The sequence below is a fragment of the Streptomyces sp. 142MFCol3.1 genome (assembly GCF_000424945.1).
Classification (GTDB): Bacteria; Actinomycetota; Actinomycetes; order Streptomycetales; family Streptomycetaceae; genus Streptomyces; species Streptomyces siamensis.
Genome location: NZ_AUKV01000023.1, coordinates 60,800 through 78,856, shown reverse-complemented (window position 1 = coordinate 78,856; position 18,057 = coordinate 60,800). Strand labels below are relative to the sequence as shown.

The window sequence follows — 18,057 nt, the reverse complement described above, 5'->3', positions numbered from 1 at the left end:
CCCGGTACGCGTGCCCCGTGGATCCGTTCCCGATCACGTACACGGATGAGCCGATTCCTCGGAAGACCGCAGGAAGGGGCCGGGCCTGGCAGACTGTGCGCCACCTTGGGGGGAGATTGTCGTGCAGGATGAGCTGACCGTCCGTCGGATACTCGGGGACCAGCCGTTCGCCGAGATCGGCCGGCCCGTGTGGGCGCTGACCGACGCGCGTCACGGCTGCGTCATCGCGGCCGGTGACCTCGGGCACGTCATGTGGCGCGGTACGGGCCACTGGCTCGGCCACCGGATCGGCGTGTACGAGGCCGCTACCCTCCGCCCGCGCCACGTCGTCGCCTCCCGCTACTCCGTATGTGCCATCGAGCCCCACCCCGAGCTGCCGCTCGTCGCCGTCGGCACCGGCCGCTACGACGGCTCGTGGGACTTCCAGGGACAGCTGCTCCTGCTGCACCTGGAGACCGGGCGCGTGACGAACCTCCTGAGCAAGAGCCGCCAAGTGCGCCACCTGCGCTGGCTGGAGGACGGCAGGCTCGCGATGCTGCTCTCTCCCGAGGACAAGGACGGCGGCTTCCGCAAGGGCTTCGAGCTGGCCGTCGCGGTCGACGACTGGCTGTCGGCTCCGGCCGGTCTGATCGACCCCGACCACACACGCCACCCGATGGTCGAGAGCGGCCTCCTCTACGACCCACGTGTGGAGGACACCCTCGCGCGGCTGACGGAGGGCCGATGGCGGCGGCGAGCGGAGGTGCGGGGCCTGGCGGTGCTGACCGACGGCCGGGTGCTCGCCACCGGGCGGCACACGGACCTCGAATGCTGGGATCCATCGGGCGCGCTGAGGTGGGCTCTTCCCCCGGACGGGGACGGGAGCGTCCGGGTCGAGGCGGCCCCGGACGACGAGTCGGCGTGGGTGACGTACCAGGGCTACCGGCGCGACGAGGCGGCGGGTCGACCGGTTGACCGCGCGACCACCGTTCGGCGGATATCGACCGCGGACGGCGGTGTGGTGGACTGCGTCGACGTGCCGTCGGTCCCCGCACTGTACGCCGCGGACGATGGCTGGCTCGCCCTGCGCCCGCGCGGGCGCGACGCACACGCCGCGCTGCTGCTCGCCCCCACGCACCAGGAGGCGGCACGCCTCGGCATCGCCCCCAGCCGCTCCAACTCCCCGGCGCTGCACGTCAGGCACAGCGCCCGTCTGCTGTATGTGGACGGCCCCGGCCCGGACGACGACGCGCCGTGGATCCACGCGATCGATCCTCCAGGCGCCCACGGCCCCGCCACCCTGCGCGCCCTCTTCCCCTTGCGCTGGGACCCGGCGTCCCCACTCCAGCCCTGGTACGGCCCCGCCGTCGAACTGACGGACACCCTCGTCCACGCGGGTCGGTCGTACGAACAGGGCGCCACCTCCACGGACGCCCGCGAGGGCACGTACGTCGTGAGCCGTCGGCTGCCGGACGGAGAGGCGCGCTGGGTGTACGGCACCGACAAGCCGCTCGCCGATCTCGACGGCGACGAGCGGAGGATGTACGTCGTGTATCTCACCGGTGAGGTGGAGACCCTGGACACGGCGACGGGCGAGGTGCGAGCCAGGCACACCCTGTGCGCGCACGGCCACCCGGTCACGCCGGTGTCCGCCGCGTACCGGGCCGAACAACAGCGGCTGGTCGTGGGGACGATGGACGGGCGGATCCTGGACTGCTCGGTCCCCGATTGACCGGGTCGGCAGAAACCTCCCGCCACCACGACGGGCCAACGGCCGGCGGAGGACTACTCAAGAGGCTTCAACGGAACTCGGTTGTCCATGGCGCCCGCGACATGGCCTCAAGCCTCGACGGCGCCGAGCCCGCGCCCAAGCCGAGGCCTCGGCGATCCTGCCGCCGTGGTGCCGTAAGTCGCCGAAGATCAGCGAGGTACTGCCGCTGCTTTACCTGTATGGCCTGTCTTCCGGCGACTTCGTGCCCGCCCTGGAGCAGTTCCTGGGCAGCTCGGCCGGGCTCTCCACGGCCACGGCCACCCGACTCCCGCACCAGTGGCAGGCCGATCACGCGGCGTTCATGGACCGCGGCCTCGCCCAGGTCGACTATGTGTACGTGCGGGCCGACGGCATCCACCTCAACGTCCGTCTGGAGGAGGCCAAAGCCTGCGTCCTGGTGATCCTCGGGGTGCGCGCCGACGGCTCCAAGGAACCGGTCGCGCTCAAGGACGGCTACCGCGAGTCGCGTGAGTCCTGGGCGGACCTGCTGGGCGACTGCGCCCGCCGGGGCACGCGCGCCCCGTTCCTCGCGGTCGGGGACGGCGCTTTGGCCCGGCTCCCGCACCGCCGCCCTGGCCACGGTCTTCAAGCTCGTCGAGTCCGCCCAGCAGCGGTGGCGGTCGGTGAACGCACCCCACCTTGTCGCCCTCGTCCGTGCCGGAGCCCGCTTCGAACGCGGCCAGCTCGTCGAGCGCCCCGCCATCCTGGAGGCATGACCGGCTTCAGCCAAGCGCCCAGAAAGGCCTCTGCCATGTCCGACCTCGACAGCCAAGTTCCCTACTGGGACGCCGCCGCGGCCACCAAGACATTCACCCACCCCGTCCATCTGCCCTGGCTCGACGGGATCAGCAGGCAAGCCGCGATCCTCGACTACGGATGCGGCTATGGCCGCATCATGAAGGAGCTCGAACAGCACGGCTTCGGCGACCTCATGGGCGTCGACGCCTCACCGGCAATGATCAGTCGGGCACGCCGTCTGCACCCCACCATGCGCTTTGCCGCCCTGGACGCGCCACCGGCCTCGCCCTGTCCAGACGCAGGCTTCGACGCCGTTCTGCTCTTCGCCGTGCTGACCTGCATTCCCGGCGATGCTGCCCAACACCGGTTGATCACCGAGCTGAACCGCATCCTCAAGCCTGGAGGGATCCTCTACATCAGCGATCTTCTGCTGCAGGACGACGAACGCAACCGCAGCCGTTACGGCCGCCACGCTGATCACTACGGCAGCTACGGCGTGTTCGAGACCGGCGACGGTGCGGTCTGCCGCCACCACCCCCGCAAATGGTTCTCCACCCTGCTCGCGGAGTTCCAGAACCTCGACACCCGGACCATCACGGTGCCCACCATGAACGGGCACGAGTCAACGGGGATCCAAATCCTAGCCCGCAAGCCCACATCGGCATGAACGCCGCTCAGATCCACGGGGTTTGAGAATTACGCCTGCTGACCGGGGCGCCTGACGTTCCCGGGCTCGGGAATCAGCAGATCGCCGATCTCACAGCCGAGCACGACACAGATCACGTCCAGGTCCTCCAGCTTGAGGGAGACCGGCTGGCCGGACCACAGTCCGGACATCTTCCCGGCCGAGATCACCAAGCCGTGTTCGGCCAGGCTTCGTTGGAGCTCGGACGCCTTCCAGATGCCTTTGTTCGCGGCGGTGAGCCGCAGGTTCCACTTCATCCCATCAGTCCTTCCAGCCGCTTCGCGGCCCGCTGCTGCCCGGACACCCAGGCGTCCTCGACCCGGGTCTGCTGGACGTGGATGTACCGCATCGTGGTGGCGATCCAGGAGTGTCCGAGGACCTCCTGGATCCCGAGCAGATCAAGACCCCCGAGGTAGAGCTCGGACGCGCAGAAGTGCCGCAGGACGTGCGGCGTGAGCGTGTCGGCCCAGCCGGGCAGATGCGCCTTCGCCGCGGCGGCCAGGCCATTGCGCAAGGCGTCGTCGCCGACGCGGCGCGAGGAGCCGTCGGTGTTCTTGCGCTCGGAGGGGAACAGTGGGGCACCGGGTCGGGTGTGGTCGTCGTCGAACTGGCCCCAGACGTCCTCGATGAACCACCGCAGCGTGCGGTCGGCGCCGTTGATCAGCGGCACCATCCGCTCGCGCGGGCCGGATCCGCGGGCGCCCTTGCCGTGACGCACGTGGAGCTTGCCGAAGCGGCCCAGGTCCCACTTGATGTCGGCCAGGTCGAGTTTGCATGCCTCGCTCACCCTGAGTCCGACCTGCGACATCAGTTTCGATGCGGTGTAGTTCCGCGCGGTGGGGGCGAACTTGCGGCAGGTCGCCAGCTCGCCGCCCCAGCCGGTGAACAGTGTCTTGATCTCCGGCTCGGTCGGCGGGATCCGCAGGGCGGCGTCCTTGGATCCCCGCGGGCGGTTCATCTCGTCGATCGGGCACTCGATCACCCGCCCGGTCATCCGATGGATCTCGACCTTGTGCCGCAGTTCCAGGAACAGGAAGTACGTGGTCAGCGCCTGTGCACGTGCCAGCCGGGTGCCCCTTGGCGAACCCCGCAGCACCTTCCCGAAGTACCCGTCGGCGTCAGCCGGCTCCATATCCCACAACGGTCGGCCGAACCAGGCCCGCATCTGGTCCAGGTGCCCGACGTCCCCGCGGATGGTGCCGTCCGCAAGCCCTGCCGAAGCCCGCGCGAGGACGAACCCGGCGAGCACGTCGGTCTCGAACTGCTCCAGCTCCTCCGCCGAGACCGGATCGCGGAACTCGCGCAGGTCGCGTACGGCTGCCAGCGCCAACCCGAGCCTCCTCACCCTTCACCCCGATCACAGATCTGTCGGACGAAGTGAGAACGCTTCAAGAATCCTGGAGTTACGTCACCGGCTCGAAGAACACCCCAAGGAGACAGAACACCCTGGCCACAGGGACAAGGACTCGGCAAGGCTCAGGGGAACTCACGGGATGTCGCACATTCTGGCTGTCGGCTTGTGAGCCCGTTGCGAGGCCATTGATCAGACTCCGAGCCCGGCGCGCTCAGCGACTTTCGTGTCGAAGATGACGAGCACATCGTCGGTGCACAAGTAGAACGGCCCCGGCCCGTCAGGCTTGTAGGTGGCCGAGCGGCCAGCGGCAATCCACACTTTACCGGTGGCGGTCCGCACGTGGATGGCTTCCGGCACCGGAGCGCCGTGCTCCTCGCCGCGCCACTGGATGTGGCACGACTCGATCGGGGCGGAGACGACCCCGGCCCAGAGGGGGTGCTCCGCGACCGCGACGCGTGCCGCCCCGCCCGGCAGGCCGATGCGAGAGAGGAAGTCGCCCATCGGCGCCGAGTAGAGCTCGACTCCGTAGTAGTCGAACGTGCTGCCCCACACAGCCGAGTAGGTGCCGCCGTCGTCCGTGGTCAGCTCGACGCCCATCGTAGGCTCGTGCCATGCGCCGTAGTCCCACTCGTCCGGATCGGTGCCTTCGTCCCCGACCATCAGCACGAAGTAGTCGACCGCGACGATGGTTCGTCCGCGCAGGCCGGCGACGAGTCGTCCATAGCTGTCGGAGGTCAGGAGCGGCGCGATACGCACCGGACCATCCTGTCAGTGGCACTCCGACCTGGGCGGGCCGAATTTGCGGGTCGGTGACAGGCAGGACGCTCCCGGGGCATCAGCTGCGGCCGTCGCCAGTGACCGGGCACGAGGCAAACGCGCCGCGTCGTGAACAGTCATGCGGCCATCCAAGCGGATACGACCGACGGCGGTGCCCCGCCCACTGCGTGGCAGCGACAGGCCCCGCGACCAACCGACACCCACGAGAGCCGCCTGTCGGCGCAGAGTCAGATCGTGGTCCTTCTCAGCGCCAAATCCTGTACTGGAGCTACTCCGTCAGTAGGGGGCCTGTTGCTTTGCTGGCGCCGCCTCCGGGCCGTCAGGAGGCACGGCCGGGGGAATACTCCCGATCGTTGCTGCATCTTGGCCGCAGCCCCTGCCTCGCGCAGTGCTGTGACCGCGAGTTCGGCGGTCTCCTCAGGAACGTCGACGAGGACCAAGGCGGGTGTCTGATCCACCAGCGCCTTGCTGCGCCAGAGGCTCAGTCCGGTCAACCGACGCACGACTTGGGCAAGTCCAGGAGATGGGTGCCCGGGTCGACGAGTTCCACGTTGTCGGGTGCGTCATCGCACACCAATGTCACGTACTCGGCTTCCATCCTGACGCCCCTCCGTTCTTCCACTTGATTCCCGCGGATCATCGGCGAACCCTCACGCCCCCCTCACCGAAGGTTCACGCCTCACCCGCGAGCGGGGCGGCCGAAGCCGGATCAGACGCGCAGGGTGACGCCGAACCGGTTCTTCATCCGGCGCAGTTCCCACAGCGAGACGGCGGTCACCGACAGCGGCCCGCCCAGCGTGGAGCAGAACTGGACGACGGGCGGGCTCGCTGGCATGCCGTCGCCGATCACGCTGAGGGCCGCGAACACCCACACCAGCGTCATGGTGAGCACGGGCGGCAGCATCGGGTGGACCTGGGCGCTGTTGAAGGCACTGCGGGCCGAGTACAGCGACGCCATGAAGAAGAAGGGAAATCCCCACACGATCACGATCAGCGAGGCGACGACCAGTAGGTACTCCCACCAGCTCTTCCCGTCGTCGGCGTCGACGGTCAGGGCTGTCGAGGTGAGGACTCCACCGATAGCGACCAACGTCAGCACGTACCAGCCGACCGCCTTGAGCGGAGCGCGCAGCCGAGAACGCAGATGAGGCCGCAGGTGCGGGGGCGCGTAGTAGATGAATCCGAGGATGACCAGGGGCGCGGCGATGATCAGTACGAACGGGGCGAAGATGAGTTGGGCGGCACCGCCGTAAGCCGCGTCCTCCCAGCGGTTCGGATTCACGTTGTAGGCGAGGATCAGTCCGATGGTGGCGACGGCACCGAGCACCGTACGGGCCAGCTGGACGCGGTCCACGGTGCGGTCCACGATCCGGCCCTCGCCCTCCTGCGCGAAGAGCCTGGTGGCGACGCGGTGCGCGGAGCGCAGGATCGCGCCGACGAGACCGAAGCGAGAGCCGAATGACAGGCAGCCGCGGCGGCGCGGGGCGGCGGGCCTCGTGGGCTGGGGGCCGTAGGGGTACGGGTTCGGGGGCTGGTTCGGGTACGGGCCCGGATTCGGTGGCGGCGGACCGTACGGGCCGCCCTGCGGGGGGCCGTAGGGAGCGCCCCAACCACCCTGGCCTCCCGGTCCGTTGCCGCCAGGCTGACCTGGACCGTTTCCCGGCCCCCATCCCCCCGTAGCCATGCCGCTCCCCGTTCGCTTTCGGCTATTTGCTGTGTGTCCCGTGGTGCCACGGCGCAGTGTAGTGGCACTCGGGTGACGGCGGCCGTGCTCGTCGCCGCTCGCACCGCCTTGTCCGTGGCGCCACAGACGTGCATACCCGTCAGCGCTCCGGCGAAGCGCCGAGTCCAGTCTCCGGCGAAGCGTCGAGGCCAGTCAGGGCGCCGACCGGATCGAGGTCGGGGGGGGGCGCGGGGCGACCAGTCGTCGTGGCCCTGATTCGAGACGTACGCGGACCACAACCCATCCCGGCCCGGGCGGAGTTGGACGTGGCCGCAGGGGCGGATGGGGTGGTTGCGCCAAGGGCGGAGGGGCGGAGGGGCGGAAGGGCGGCAGGCGGGCGGCGAGCCATGAGCGGGACGTACGACGTGGTCGGCTTGCCCGCTGTGATCCGCAGGCGCCGCCGGTGTCCCGACTGCTCCCGTCGTTTCACGATCGTGGAGACGTGCTCGCTGATGGTGGTCAAGCGCTCCGGCGTGACCGCACCCCTTCAGCCGTGCCGAGGTCATCAACGGCGTGCGCAAGGCCTGCCAGGGCCGGCCCGTCACCGGGGACGCACTCGCACGGCTCGGCCGGCGGGTCGAGGAGGCGGTGCGCGCCACCGGAAGTGCCGAGCTGACCAAGCACGACGTAGGGCTGGCCGTACTCGGCCCGTTGCAGGAACTCGACCTCGTCGCCTATGTGCGGTTCGCGTCCGTCTAGCGGGCGTGCTCATTGACAACCATCGAAGTAAGCACCCGTGCCGCATTCATGGACGGGACACCTCGCACCGACCCCGGGCACGTCCGGCGAGCCGACAGACCGCCGCTCGCGGCTGAACGCATAGTCGAGGACCAGGGAAGAGGCAGAGAAGCAGGACGGGAGATTCTTTGTGGCCACACCGCGGATCGACTACCGGGCGTTGTTCGCTGCGACACCGAGCCCGTATCTGGTGCTGGACACCGACTTGGTGATGGTCGAGGTCAACGAGGCCTATCTGCGGGCCACCGGCCGGACCCGGGATGAGCTGATCGGCCGGTACCTCTTCGATGTCCACCCGGACAATCCGGCCGATCCGGACGCTGACGGGGTGCGCAATCTGCGGGCCTCCCTGCGGCGCGTGATGTGCTCGAAGGAGCCGGACACGATGGCGGTGCAGAAGTACGACCTCCCGGTCTCCGGCCGTCCGGGAGTGTTCCAGGAGAAGTGGTGGTCGCCGATCAACATCCCCGTGATCGGGGATGACGGGGAGGTGCGGTGGATCATCCACCGGGTCGAGGACATGACCGAGTTCGTGCTGACTCGGCCCCTGCGGCTCAAGCCCGGCGACCCGAGCGGAGAGCACAAGGCGATGGAGGCTGAACTGTTCGCCCGCGTGCAGGAACTGCAGCATCTCAACGAGGAGCTCCGCGAAGCTCACGACCGGGAGCGTCGTGTCGCCCTCACCCTTCAAAAGGCGATGCTGCACTCCCCGGACCTGCCTGGTCACCGTGAGATCGCCGTGCGCTACCTGCCTGCCACCCGCTCCCTCAACGTGTGCGGCGACTGGTACGACGTGGTGAATCTGTCCGACGACCGCTTCACCGTCGCGGTCGGCGACGTGGTCGGGCACGGCCTGGAGGCCGCCGCCGTCATGGGGATGCTCCGCAGCACCCTGTCCGCCGCCGTCCGGGCCACGGACGAACCCGGCAAAGCGATGGACGTTCTGAGCCTGTATGCCCGCACCTTCGAAGGCGCAATGGCCACGACCGCGGCGAAGGCCGTCATCGACACCCGACACCAGCACATCACCTACACCAGCGCCGGGCACCTCCCGCCGCTCCTGGCCAGGCCGGACGGCACCGTCATCTGGCTCGATCAGGCCACCGACCCTCCACTGGGTGTCCTCCCAGACCTCCCGCAGCGCCCCCAGGCCACGACGCCCTACAGCCCAGGCGACACCCTTGTGCTCTACACCGACGGACTCGTCGAACGCAGAGGGGAAGACATCGACGCCGGCCTGCAGCGCCTTGCCGACGCCCTCACTCTCCACACGTCTCGCAGCCCGGACCAGCTGGCCGATACCCTGCTCAGCCGCCTGGGCGTGGCCGACGGCGGACAGGACGACATCGCTCTGATCATCGTCCGCCTGTAAACCGGCCTTGCCTGCTCAACTTCAACCCGTGTGGCTTTGACCTGCTCAGGTGCATGCTCTTCGAGTGATCGGACGGGCGGATTCGCACACCGCTGTTGATCCTTGCCGCCCGCTCTCAAGGGTGAGCCGGGAGGTTCCAGCGCTTCCTGCACACCGGGGGATACGGCAGCAGGTCCTCGCCGTCCACGCCCGCGACCACGGCAGCCTCCGAGCGGGCAGGGAGCGGCGAGTCGGGCTGGTCCGGGCTGCGATTCCGGTGGCTCGCCGGTCCTGGTCCGGGGTCAGAACGGGCCGTGGAGACTGCCCAGTCTGTCGGTCAGACGCAGGTTCTCGGAGTAGTCGACGGGGCAGGCGATCACGGAGACCGTGTCGTCGTCGAGGGCGCGGCGCAGCACGGGCAGGAGCTGGTCGGCAGCCTCGATCATGTAGGCGCGTGCCCCGAAGCTCTCGGCATAGGCGACCAGGTCCGGGTTGGTGAACCGGGTGTGGCTGTGGCGGCCCAGTTCGAGTTCCATCTTCCAGGTGATGAGGCCGTATTCCTGGTCCACCAGGACGAGGACGACCAGCGGGATGCGCTCACGGACGGCCGTCTCCAGTTCCTGGGAGTTCATCAGGAACGAGCCGTCGCCCATCATCGCCAGGACGCGCCGGTCCGGTCGGGCGAGCTTCGCGGCGATGGCGCCCGGCAAGGCGAAGCCCATGGTGGACAGACCGTTGGAGACCAGGCAGGTGTCCGGTTCGTAGGTGGGGTAGAGGCGGGACATCCACATCTTTCCGGCGCCGGTATCGGCGAGCACGATGTCGTGGCGGTCCAACGCGGTGCGCACATCGGTCACGACGCGCTGGGGCACCAGCGGGAAGGCGTCGTTGTCGCGCCCGTACTGGAGCTCCTCGTTGAGCAGCGTCCGGATTTTCTCGCTGCTTTCCAAGTCGTAGGTGAGTCCGTCGGGCAGTGCTGCCGCGAGTGCGTCCAGCGCCTGTGCGGGGTCGCCGACGATGCCCACGGTGACCGGGTAGTGGGCGTCCACCTCGGCGGGGAAGTGGTGGATGTGCACGATCCGCTTGTCGCCGTTCGGGTTGATCTTGACCGGGTCGAACTCCTGGATCTCGTAGCCCACGCAGAGCAGCACGTCGGCTGCGTCGAAGCCGAAGTTGCCGTAGTCGTGGCGCATGAAGCCGACCGCGCCGAGGGCGTTCGGGTGGTCGTCGGGGAAGACGCCCTTGCCGTGGAACGTGGTCGCGACCGGAATGCTCAGCCGCTCGGCGAACCGCACCAGGGCGGCAGAGGCCCCGGCTCTGGCGGCACCATGACCCGCCAGCACGACCGGGTGCCGGGCGGCCGCAAGCACCTCGGCGGCCCGTGCGATCTGGGAGGGCGATGGCGCGTCGGCCCGAACCGCGTCGATCTGCAAGGGCGCCAGAGGCTCGGCGGGCCGCTGCGCTTCGATGTCCTCCGGTACTGCAAGGAACACGGCACCGGGTCGTTCGCTCTGCGCTGTCTTGAACGCCTTGCGCGTCATCTCCGGCACGGCATCCGGGCACTCGATACGGGCCGACCACTGGGTGACGGGAGCGAACATCGACACCAGGTCGATGACCTGGTGCGACTCCTTGTGGATGCGGCGCAGGGAGCCCTGTGCGGCCAGGGCCACCATCGGCGCACTGTTGGTCATGGCGTCCGCGGTACCGAGCAGCAGATTGATCGCGCCGGGCCCCAGCGTCGCCGAACACACCCCCGCCCGTCCGGTCAGCCGGCCGTAGATCTCCGCCATGAACGAGGCGGCCTGCTCGTGCCGCACCAGGATGTACCGGATACCGGAGCCGTTCAGCGCGTCGACGAAGCGGATGTTCTCCTCACCAGGGATCCCGAAGACGTACTCCACGCCCTCGGCCCGCAGACAACGCACCAGCAGGTGCGCTACGTCGTCAACTGCTGTCGTTTTCTGCGACTCGGTCGCTTCCTCGGTACCCATGAGACGAACGTAGGCATGGCCACCGGTCCCGGCCACTCGTCGGCAGCCGACCGGGGGCGTGGCACGCTGGGGCCATTCGGAGGAGTTGTGGTGGCGGCTGCCGCGGTCGACTCTCAGGCTGGGCGCAGTGTACGAGTCGCGGCGCACCGCGCGGCGGCAGGGCTCTGGGAGGACCGTGTGACTACTTCGTCGCCTGCTACCGACGCGCCGCCGGCCCGGTACGACGACCTGCGTGCTCTGGTGTTCAACTGCACCTTGAAGCGCTCGCCGGAGACGAGCAACACCCGGGGACTGATCGACTGCAGCACCGCCATCCTGGACGCACAAGGAGTGCACGTCGACATCGTACGGGCGGTGGACCACGACATCGCCACCGGCGTGTGGCCCGACATGACGGAGCACGGCTGGGCGGCCGACGCCTGGCCCGACCTTTATCAGCGGGTTCTGGCGGCCGACATCCTCGTGCTGGCCGGCCCCATCTGGCTGGGCGACAACAGCTCCGTGATGAAGCAGGTGATCGAACGCCTCTACGCATGCTCCAGTCTGCTCAACGAAGCCGGTCAGTACGCGTACTACGGCCGTGTCGGCGGCTGCCTGATCACCGGCAACGAGGACGGCGCCAAACACTGCGCCATGAACGTCCTCTACAGCCTCCAGCACCTGGGCTACACCATCCCGCCCCAGGCGGACGCCGGATGGATCGGAGAGGCCGGTCCCGGCCCCTCCTACCTCGATCCCGGCTCGGGCGGCCCGCAGAACGACTTCACCAACCGCAACACCACCTTCATGACCTGGAACCTGCTGCACCTGGCCCGGGCGCTGAAGGATCTCGGTGGCATCCCCGCCTACGGCAACCAGCGCACCGCCTGGGACGCGGGCTGCCGCCGCGACTACGAGAACCCCGAGCACCGGTAGCGAGATGCCGACGGCAAGTGGCGGAGGGCCGTCGGGTTCGGCCCCACGCTCACTCCGTGCGGTTCCACCTGGTGCATCTGGTGGACATGGGCCGGGTGCGGAACCGGAAGACGTACCAGATCGAAGACCGTGAGGTCACCCGGGCGGAGATCGGCAGGGGCTACGAGCTGACGAAGGACCGCATCATCCCCGTCGCCGACGAGGAACTCCGGGAGATAGGGGCCTTCCGGCATCGGCGGTCGGTCGCTGGCGCGCATCCCGCCGCGCAACAGCTCCGGTTACTGGTTGACGGCGGCGGTCACTCTGCTTTCCTCGCCGGTGGGGCGAGCAGGTCGAGCAGCGCACCGCGCGATATGTCCAGCGTCAGGGTGCGGTGCACGGCTCCTTCTTCAGGTTCTGCCTGCGGTGCCGTGATCCTCAACCGGCCATGTGCAGGTGACCCATACGCGCCTCCGCTAGAAGCCGTCGATGACGAGGTAGCCGTCGAGGCGGCGGACCTGGTCGGCTTCGGGATCGGGCGGGAGCGGGTGTCCGAGGTTGTCCGCGCGGACTTCACCGATCCACTGGTCGTGCTGGTACTCGTGGTTGATGAGCACGGTGAGCAAGTGGGCGCCGACGATAGTGAGTTGCTCCGGTGCCGCTACGCTGCCGGAGGCGATGGCACGCATACGGGCGTGGACCCGCTCGGCGACCGTGTCGCGGAACGCGGTGAGCCGTTGAACGGAGGGCAGGGCGCCGCGAAACTTCTCCGGGTTCGCCGAGTCCATCAACCCGTCCAGCTCCGGGTCGGGACTGGGCTCGGCCGCGGTGAGGTTGCGGACCATGAAGTGGGCGACATGGGCCTGATGTCCGAGGTGCCAGCCGATGGCGCTGGAGTTCTCGTTGGGGCGCCAGGTCACCTCGTCCGGGGTGAGGTCTTTCCACAGGTCGTCGGTGTACGCGCGGGCGCGGTCGTACTCGCGCAGCAGGGCGTCGATGCGGTGCATGCGGTCGCCTTTCTCCGGGACAGAACTGGGCGGGGGCGTGGCGAAGTGTGTCGGCCGGCAGGGGATCGGCGAGCAGGCCGGTGGGGTCGCCGACAGCCGCGCCGCGGGTGGTGACGGCGCCCGGCGTCGGCGATCAGCGGGGACGCGCCGTCCTGCCGAGGTGGTCAGCGAGGAGTGACTTTACTCGCGCAGGTCCCAGCAGATGCCGACCCGGCGTGGGCGGTGTGTTGGTCGAGCAGCTCGCGGGTCCATGATCTACCCCTACCGCGGCCGGCGGGAGACACTTTCCACTGGCCTGCAGGCCGTCAACCGATCCCACGCGAACATCCGACTCCCCGTCGAGCGGGCAATTGCCACCCCTCAAGCCCCTGGCGACTCCTTCGCGGGCTCCGATACTCGACCCCACGCATCACAGACCTTGTCCAGGCCATCCTCGCCCCGCATCTGACCATCGCTTCAACGTGGTTCGGCTCCTGACTCGGGCGCGTACGCAGCACGACGGACCGACAAGCAGCATTGCGTCACCGCCGTGGCAGCGCGGCCACTCAAGCGAAGATCACGTGCATCCCGCCCTCGGTCAAGATGTCGAGCACCAGGGCGACCAGGTCGTACTGCTCGCCCTCTGGCGCCAGGACGCAGGACAGGTACTCGCGAGCAGTCGCGGCGTCTCGCCAGAGCAAGGTGGCGGGGGCGGTGTAGCCGAAGTATCCGCGCAGACAGTCCACAAGGCCGTCCGGGGAGCTGCCGAAGTAGCCGCCCGGTCCGTTGACGGCCTCGCCGAGTGCCAGGTAGAGACTCGGTTCGTCGGTGATGTGCAGGCCGTCCAGCTCGTATGCGTGTGCGGCCCGCCGGTCCTGGTGCTTGAGCCGACAGCCCCGCTCCCGGACGAGATCGAGCCAGGCCCCACGCTGACGGGTCTCGAGCCTGGCCCAGGCGCCCGCGGCCTCGGGCGGGCCGGCAAGCCAGCGCTCCCAGACGGAGCGGGTGTATCCCGGTACGGGTGCGACGTGTGCGTCGAGTTCCAGGTCGATCAGATCCGTCCCACGGGAGGACGGCTCCCACGCGCGGACTTTGGGGTGCAGCAGTCGGTCGGTGAGTGGCTCGCCCCGGTCGTCCCGGATCTCCAGCCGGGCCTCCTCCAGGTCCAGTGTGCGCCGGGTGCCCGTCGTCAGTGCCCGCCGTAGCCGATCACTCGGGGCGAGACCCAGCAGGACGAGGGGAGGCTCCGCTTGCGAGGACGGCAGGACGCGGGCGAACTCGCGGCAGGAGCCCAGCCAGCGATACCCGTCGTGCAGTCGGACAGGACCCCGGTGTCCCTCCGGCGGACCCTCATAGTCGTCCAGCCCGGTGAGTACGAGACCGTCCGTTCCCGGGTGCTGTCCAAGGCTCTCCGCGTCCTCCAGCAGCCAGGCATCGAGTGTCTCGTCCTCTGGCACCAGCCACACCCGGCTGCCGACCCACCCGCGCACCTCGGCTCCATCCGGAACCCAGCCCAACAGTTCGTACGTTCCGCGCCGGGGCTCCCTGAACAGTCCTTCCGTTTCGGCGCAGACACCCCAGACATGGCCGCTTCCTGTGTCCGTCAGCGTGTACCGTCCCTGCCCCCGATGGTCCCTGTCCACATGCATGGTGGGAATCATGCCCAGGCCAGGTGTAGTCCGGGAAGCTCTTTTCGTGGACGTCAGGATGACTTGGGGCCGGCCGCTTGATGTGGCGGACGGCGCCAGCCGAAACGCTCGGTGAAGCGTGTTGTCGGGGGCTGTGATCAGGCTGTCGGCATGCGTGATCGCGGGCTGCGCGAGGGCTGTTCTGCCCGGCATTGTCGACGGCGGGTAGGTCCTGTCAGGCTCAGGAGTTCGCCCCTGTTTGAGGACGCCGAGTCCGCTTGCATGGTCGGTGGGCCAGAGGGGACGTAGAAGTCTGCGTCGATGACTACTTGGTGGTTGGTGGAGCGCCTGTGGTTCTTGGACTGCTCGGCGGCGCTGTGGTCGCGGGTGGGCATGAGCGTGCCGTCGACGGCTGATACTTGAACGTGTTCAAATTTCGTGCCAGGGTACGGCGCGGGTTCTTGAGCCCACTGGTCGCGCACGCGGCCTGCGGAACCCAATAGGGGTGGACTGTGTCGCGTTGCTGTCGTACTCTGCCGATCTTGCTCGCCATGGCCTTTGCTCTCACGGCCTGCGGCAGGTTTACGGTCATGCCGCCGCCCGAGGGCGAACCGGTCGTGCTGAAACCAGCCGCACTTGCGACCACGTGGACCGATGCCGACGGCGGAACGATCACGCTGAAGAAGAACGGGACGTTCATCGCCGATAAAGTCTGCGTCTCCGTCGGCTGGTACGACAGCCTGACCTGGTCCGGAACAGGCACTTGGGACCAAGGTTCCAACAAGGAGCAAAGCTTCGTCGGTCTGGCCTTCGACGCGGCTCACTCCTTCGATGACGCTCACCCCGAAAAGGGTGAGCGGCGGCCCGATCCCTACGCCGCCCTGAGACAAGGCAAGGTCCTGAAGCTGTGGGTCTCCATCGGTGATCCGGACGACGATTATCCGCACTGCATCCTGACCAGCCCGGCGAGTTGACCCGGCTGCCGCGCATCCGGGTGGGCCGCACATGGTCCGGCATCGCAAAAACGCGGTTCCGGTCCATCGTGTCTTCCTGCCGTGATGTGGGGGATCAGCCCGCGGTTGTGCCGGGGAGGGCCTCGGTGGGCCGGATCGGCGCGGAGCCGAACGAGAGCGCCGAGTCCCGCACCACCGGGCGCGACGGGCACCGCGATCAGACGTGCCCTGCAGGCGAGAGTTGACGTGAGTCGACAGCACCTTGCGACCGCCTGAGGGCGGCTCCGGCCCCGCATGGCGTCGAGCAGCCGCTCATGACTGACTCCGGCCCCTCGGTGCAACAGCGGCGCGGCCCGTACGGCCTGCCGCCTGACCGGACCCGGCTCCAGAGGTGTTTCGCCCGTTAGGCCCTTGACGGCCCGAGCGCCTCGAATGGAAGTAGTCGAAGTAACGGGGGAGATCCGCCGGCCACCGCGAATCCTCCGCACCCGTAAATCATGGAAATTTCATCAGCATTGCAGCGCTCCCGGCCATGGTGGGGACACGACATCGCACAGCCCGCACAACCCAAGGGGGCCCGGGTGACCGAACTGGGATTGGTGGCCAACGCGTCGGCCACAGGGGCGTCCGCCGGATCCTCCGACGCCTCACGCGTGGTTTTCCACGACCTCCACGCCGCGCTGACAGAGGCAGTCCGCCGACGGTTGGCCGGTGTCGGCTCTGGCGTGCGGGGCGGCTACGGCCTGCGGGTACTGGACGCGTTCGAGGCGGACTCCGGCATGTGGTGGACCCGGCTGCTCCATGTCTCGACGGCCTCCGGGCCGGAGACGGACGAGGCGGCCGTCGCGGCGGCCTGCGTCGTGCTCCGCGCGGACCGCCGAACAGGGCACATCCGTGGACGCGGTCGGCTCATGACGCCGAGGGAGACTTTTGCGGCCGCGCTGCCGGGTGTTGCAAGACCTGGCGTGATCTGTACGCGGGCCTCCTCGCCTTGCCGACCCGGGCAAAACGCACCCGGACTCCGGCGACCGGACAGGGGCTTGTTAGGGGCGCTGCGCTCCGGAAAGGTCTTGGTGGCCATGGCTGGACGCAGCGGGAGACGGGGGACGCACGTGATGGTGCTCAGCGGGGCCGAGGAATGGCCGGCGCGCAGTCTGCTGGGGAGGCTGTCTCCCTCGGCGCGGCGGGAACTACTCGACCTGGGGACCCGCGTCCGGTTCGATGCGGATGCAGTGCTGCTGCGGCAGGGGATGAACGACAGGCACGTACTCCTGCTGTCGTCCGGTCTCACGAAGGTCACGGCGGTCGTGGAGAACGGTGAGACCTCGCTCCTGGCTGTCAGGGCCGGCGGCGACACCGTGGGCGAGATGGCCGCCATGGACGGGTCCGCCCCGCGCTCGGCTACCGTCACCGCCTGTGGCCCACTGACCGCCCGGGTGTTGCAGGACGGCGCACTGCGGGAACTGCTGGTGCGCCGCCCGGAGGTCTCCATGGCCCTGACCGCGGTCCTCGCCGACCGGTTGCGCTGGGCCAACCGCAGGCGTCTGGACTTCCGGGGATATCCGGCGAAGGTGCGTTTGGCGCGGGTGCTGGTGGAACTCGCCGCGTCCTACGGAACTCCCCGAGCCGACGGGGTGGTGATCGACATCCGACTGACGCAGCCGGAGCTTGCCACGCTGATCGGAGCCGCGGAGACGACGATCCACAAGGTGCTGCGCGAACTACGGGATGACTGCCTGGTGGAGACGGGCTACCGCGCCACCGTCATCAGGAACCTGTACCGGCTGAGGCGGCTCGCGGACCTGGCGGACGAATGACCGAAGCGGAACAGACGTCAGCCGAGTACCGGCTGCAGGACCACGCTCAGTCCCGCGCTGACGCCCATCACGGCCGTGCACACCACCGCTCCGGTCAGCCAGCGGTACTTGAGAACGGCGACGTGGGCGAGGAACCGCACGGTGTGTGACAACTCCTTTCGATCCGCGGCCTCGTCCGCGGGCCCGACCTCGGCGGGCAGGATGTCGGGACCCGACTCCAGTTGGACGAAGCTGTACCGGTTGGCGGCCCGACCCCGCAGCAATCGGGGACGCAGCACCGCCGCCAGACTCACCGCCCCACCGATCAGGCCGAAGACGAACAGAGCCAGCAGCGTTCCGGCGAACACTCCGGCCGGGCCTCCGTGCTCACAGGCAAGTACGGCCCCACGACTCCATGACCCCGCAGTGCCGGCCAGCCCCGCCTCCACCGCCGCCAGGATGCCGGCCTTCGCGTCCGCGTGCTGGTGGGTCGTCTGCAGTGCGCTGAACATGTACTGCGCGGGGCGGCTGTCGGCTGCCCGGACGCTGGGCGTCATGGACGTCTCCTCCGTCGGCGAGGGTGTGCTGCGTCCAGTTACGGATGACCGCCCCGGCCGAACCAGTCATTTCGGCGGGTTCTTCTGGGGCCTCGTGAGCGGACAAAGACCACGGCATTCCGTATTTCCACAG

General features: G+C 68.8%; 14 protein-coding genes and 6 pseudogenes. 9 read left to right on the top strand and 11 right to left on the bottom strand.

Translation table 11 applies throughout. The features are described 5' to 3' along the window. Positions 1–121 precede the first annotated feature (121 nt). From H305_RS0130290 to H305_RS0130280, 3 genes and pseudogenes are all read left to right on the top strand, one after another. Positions 122–1,711, top strand: coding sequence for a hypothetical protein (locus H305_RS0130290; RefSeq protein ID WP_028803760.1), 1,590 nt, complete (start codon positions 122–124; stop codon positions 1,709–1,711). A gap of 136 nt (positions 1,712–1,847) precedes the next feature. Next, a pseudogene (locus H305_RS51185) lies at positions 1,848–2,466 on the top strand (transposase); the annotation flags it as partial. After that, positions 2,463–3,155 (top strand): class I SAM-dependent methyltransferase, encoded by a 693-nt coding sequence (locus H305_RS0130280; RefSeq protein ID WP_051371095.1) that lies wholly within the window; start codon positions 2,463–2,465, stop codon positions 3,153–3,155. The pseudogene H305_RS51185 and the gene H305_RS0130280, both read left to right, overlap by 4 nt. A 38-nt stretch (positions 3,156–3,193) precedes the next feature. Here the strand turns inward: H305_RS0130280 and H305_RS47420 are convergent. From H305_RS47420 to H305_RS55125, 6 genes and pseudogenes are all read right to left on the bottom strand, one after another. Continuing rightward, a pseudogene (locus H305_RS47420) lies at positions 3,194–3,430 on the bottom strand (helix-turn-helix domain-containing protein); the annotation flags it as partial. Next, on the bottom strand, positions 3,427–4,503 hold the full coding sequence (locus H305_RS0130270; protein ID WP_028803758.1) for a tyrosine-type recombinase/integrase: 1,077 nt from the start codon (positions 4,501–4,503) through the stop codon (positions 3,427–3,429). The gene H305_RS0130270 and the pseudogene H305_RS47420, both read right to left, overlap by 4 nt. A 213-nt stretch (positions 4,504–4,716) precedes the next feature. Beyond that, positions 4,717–5,283, bottom strand: coding sequence for a hypothetical protein (locus H305_RS0130265; RefSeq protein ID WP_028803757.1), 567 nt, complete (start codon positions 5,281–5,283; stop codon positions 4,717–4,719). A gap of 248 nt (positions 5,284–5,531) precedes the next feature. Further along, positions 5,532–5,762, bottom strand: a complete 231-nt coding sequence (locus H305_RS56125) for a hypothetical protein (RefSeq protein ID WP_324608123.1) — start codon at positions 5,760–5,762, stop codon at positions 5,532–5,534. 251 nt (positions 5,763–6,013) lie between these two features. Continuing rightward, a complete protein-coding gene (locus H305_RS0130255; protein ID WP_028803756.1) occupies positions 6,014–6,988 on the bottom strand; it encodes a hypothetical protein in 975 nt (324 codons plus the stop codon). A gap of 139 nt (positions 6,989–7,127) precedes the next feature. Continuing rightward, positions 7,128–7,341, bottom strand: a pseudogene (locus tag H305_RS55125) (hypothetical protein); the annotation flags it as partial. 72 nt (positions 7,342–7,413) lie between these two features. Here H305_RS55125 and H305_RS47415 point away from each other — a divergent pair. Both H305_RS47415 and H305_RS0130245 read left to right on the top strand, forming a co-directional pair. Further along, positions 7,414–7,723 (top strand): annotated as a pseudogene (locus tag H305_RS47415) (ATP cone domain-containing protein); the annotation flags it as partial. A gap of 172 nt (positions 7,724–7,895) precedes the next feature. Continuing rightward, the gene (locus H305_RS0130245) at positions 7,896–9,137 is read left to right on the top strand and encodes a PP2C family protein-serine/threonine phosphatase (RefSeq protein ID WP_028803755.1); all 1,242 of its coding nucleotides are present in this window, start codon (positions 7,896–7,898) and stop codon (positions 9,135–9,137) included. Between the two features lie 281 nt (positions 9,138–9,418). Here H305_RS0130245 and H305_RS0130240 read toward each other — a convergent pair whose 3' ends face one another. Next, positions 9,419–11,110, bottom strand: coding sequence for an acetolactate synthase large subunit (locus H305_RS0130240; protein ID WP_078629303.1), 1,692 nt, complete (start codon positions 11,108–11,110; stop codon positions 9,419–9,421). A 177-nt stretch (positions 11,111–11,287) separates the two neighbouring features. On the opposite strand from H305_RS0130240, the gene H305_RS0130235 reads away from it, so the two are divergent. Further along, positions 11,288–12,025: a flavodoxin family protein gene (locus H305_RS0130235; protein ID WP_028803753.1), complete on the top strand. Its 738-nt coding sequence runs from the start codon at positions 11,288–11,290 to the stop codon at positions 12,023–12,025. Between the two features lie 455 nt (positions 12,026–12,480). Here H305_RS0130235 and H305_RS0130230 read toward each other — a convergent pair whose 3' ends face one another. Further along, the gene (locus H305_RS0130230) at positions 12,481–13,011 is read right to left on the bottom strand and encodes a DinB family protein (protein ID WP_028803752.1); all 531 of its coding nucleotides are present in this window, start codon (positions 13,009–13,011) and stop codon (positions 12,481–12,483) included. A gap of 253 nt (positions 13,012–13,264) precedes the next feature. Between H305_RS0130230 and H305_RS55120 the strand changes: the two are divergent. Beyond that, positions 13,265–13,488: pseudogene (locus H305_RS55120) on the top strand (IS5/IS1182 family transposase); the annotation flags it as partial. A 68-nt stretch (positions 13,489–13,556) separates the two neighbouring features. On the opposite strand, the gene H305_RS0130225 reads toward H305_RS55120, so the two are convergent. Both H305_RS0130225 and H305_RS52680 read right to left on the bottom strand, forming a co-directional pair. Continuing rightward, on the bottom strand, positions 13,557–14,651 hold the full coding sequence (locus H305_RS0130225) for a barstar family protein (protein WP_028803751.1): 1,095 nt from the start codon (positions 14,649–14,651) through the stop codon (positions 13,557–13,559). A 278-nt stretch (positions 14,652–14,929) separates the two neighbouring features. Beyond that, a pseudogene (locus tag H305_RS52680) lies at positions 14,930–15,037 on the bottom strand (IS5/IS1182 family transposase); the annotation flags it as partial. Between the two features lie 123 nt (positions 15,038–15,160). On the opposite strand from H305_RS52680, the gene H305_RS0130220 reads away from it, so the two are divergent. Together H305_RS0130220 and H305_RS0130215 are read left to right on the top strand one after the other, a co-directional pair. Beyond that, a complete protein-coding gene (locus H305_RS0130220; protein WP_158690593.1) occupies positions 15,161–15,592 on the top strand; it encodes a hypothetical protein in 432 nt (143 codons plus the stop codon). A 1,058-nt stretch (positions 15,593–16,650) separates the two neighbouring features. Further along, complete coding sequence (locus tag H305_RS0130215; protein ID WP_234021105.1) at positions 16,651–17,388, top strand: Crp/Fnr family transcriptional regulator; 738 nt, start codon at positions 16,651–16,653, stop codon at positions 17,386–17,388. Positions 17,389–17,405: 17 nt separating this feature from the next. On the opposite strand, the gene H305_RS0130210 is transcribed toward H305_RS0130215, so the two are convergent. Continuing rightward, on the bottom strand, positions 17,406–17,924 hold the full coding sequence (locus H305_RS0130210; protein WP_028803748.1) for a Pycsar system effector family protein: 519 nt from the start codon (positions 17,922–17,924) through the stop codon (positions 17,406–17,408). Positions 17,925–18,057: the final 133 nt, after the last annotated feature.

What these genes read in the sequence shown, in the direction of transcription:
- H305_RS0130230 (WP_028803752.1), bottom strand. Translation starts at nt 13,011, where the DNA reads ATGCACCGCATCGACGCCCTGCTGCGCGAGTACGACCGCGCCCGCGCG.
- H305_RS0130215 (WP_234021105.1), top strand. Translation starts at nt 16,651, where the DNA reads ATGGCTGGACGCAGCGGGAGACGGGGGACGCACGTGATGGTGCTCAGC.
- H305_RS0130255 (WP_028803756.1), bottom strand. Translation starts at nt 6,988, where the DNA reads ATGGCTACGGGGGGATGGGGGCCGGGAAACGGTCCAGGTCAGCCTGGC.
- H305_RS0130210 (WP_028803748.1), bottom strand. Translation starts at nt 17,924, where the DNA reads ATGACGCCCAGCGTCCGGGCAGCCGACAGCCGCCCCGCGCAGTACATG.
- H305_RS0130280 (WP_051371095.1), top strand. Translation starts at nt 2,463, where the DNA reads ATGACCGGCTTCAGCCAAGCGCCCAGAAAGGCCTCTGCCATGTCCGAC.
- H305_RS0130240 (WP_078629303.1), bottom strand. Translation starts at nt 11,110, where the DNA reads ATGGGTACCGAGGAAGCGACCGAGTCGCAGAAAACGACAGCAGTTGAC.
- H305_RS0130225 (WP_028803751.1), bottom strand. Translation starts at nt 14,651, where the DNA reads ATGATTCCCACCATGCATGTGGACAGGGACCATCGGGGGCAGGGACGG.